The sequence below is a fragment of the Paraburkholderia phenoliruptrix genome, assembly GCF_902859825.1.
GTDB lineage: Bacteria > Pseudomonadota > Gammaproteobacteria > Burkholderiales > Burkholderiaceae > Paraburkholderia > Paraburkholderia phenoliruptrix.
In genome coordinates this window covers 1-1065 of sequence record NZ_CADIKB010000120.1, presented here as the reverse complement: position 1 = coordinate 1065, position 1065 = coordinate 1, and the positions used below count along the sequence as shown (strand labels likewise).

The window sequence follows — 1065 nt, the reverse complement described above, 5'->3', positions numbered from 1 at the left end:
TATGGGCTATCCATTTAGCTCCACTTGCGCCATGATCGGGTAGTGAGCGAACTCAAGCATACCCCGACTGCCGGTGAAGATTTCCCTCGAACATGGAGCCAGTTTCTGGACTGGTTTGCAACCGAGGATGACTGTCTTCGCTATCTCGAACGGTTGCGCTGGCGTGACGGGTTTGTGTGCCCGTCCTGTGCAAGCAGGGACGCCCCCTATCGTGCCAGCCGCGCCCGGCTAATGTGCCAATCCTGCCGTCATCAGGGCACGGTCACGGCGGGCACCATCTTCGAGAAGACGCGCACACCCTTGAAGGTCTGGCTGGCGGCGGCCTGGTATATAACCAGCCAGAAACATGGCGTCAGCGCTCTGGGATTGCAGAGGGTATTGGGGCTGGGCAGCTATCAAACGGCATGGACCATGCTGCACCGCTTTCGGCGGGCGATGGTCAGGCCGGGGCGCGAGCGGCTGGCCGGCACGGTTGAGGTTGATGAGGTCTATCTGGCCATTCACGACCGGCGAGTCGCCCAGTCAAGTGCCGGGCGCAAGAGCCACACGACCAAGGCTCTCATTGCGGTGGCCGTGGAAATCCTGGAGCCCAAAGGTTTCGGACGTATCCGTTTGCAACCCATTGCCGACGATACGGCCGCATGCGTTTTGCCCTTCGTGCGGGAGGTTGTGGAACCCGGCTCGTTACTTCACACCGATGGTTCCTCCATCTATCATGGCCTGACCGAAGAGGGTTATCAGCATAAGCGGATCGTCATGAGTGGCGCTGACAGCCCCGCACATATCTCGATGCCGGGCGTGCACCGCGTGTCGGCACTGCTTAAGCGCTGGCTGCTTGGCACCCACCACGGTGCCGTGAAGCCACTCCAACTCGACCATTATCTCGACGAATTTGTATTTCGCTTCAACCGCCGGACCTCGCGTTCTCGCGGCCAGCTCTTTTACCGCCTGCTTGAGCAGGCCGTAGTGGCCGAACCCGTCACGTATCGCCAGATCGCGCAACGTCCGCCAAAGGTCAAAGCTTCACCATAATGTGAAATTGTGGAGCTAAATGGATAGCCCTTA

General features: G+C 59.5%; 1 protein-coding gene. It reads left to right on the top strand.

Annotated features, from left to right (window positions below; translation table 11 throughout):
- Positions 1-42: 42 nt before the first annotated feature.
- Positions 43-1032: an IS1595 family transposase gene (locus HV711_RS33240; RefSeq protein WP_007175741.1), complete on the top strand. Its 990-nt coding sequence runs from the start codon at positions 43-45 to the stop codon at positions 1030-1032.
- Positions 1033-1065: the final 33 nt, after the last annotated feature.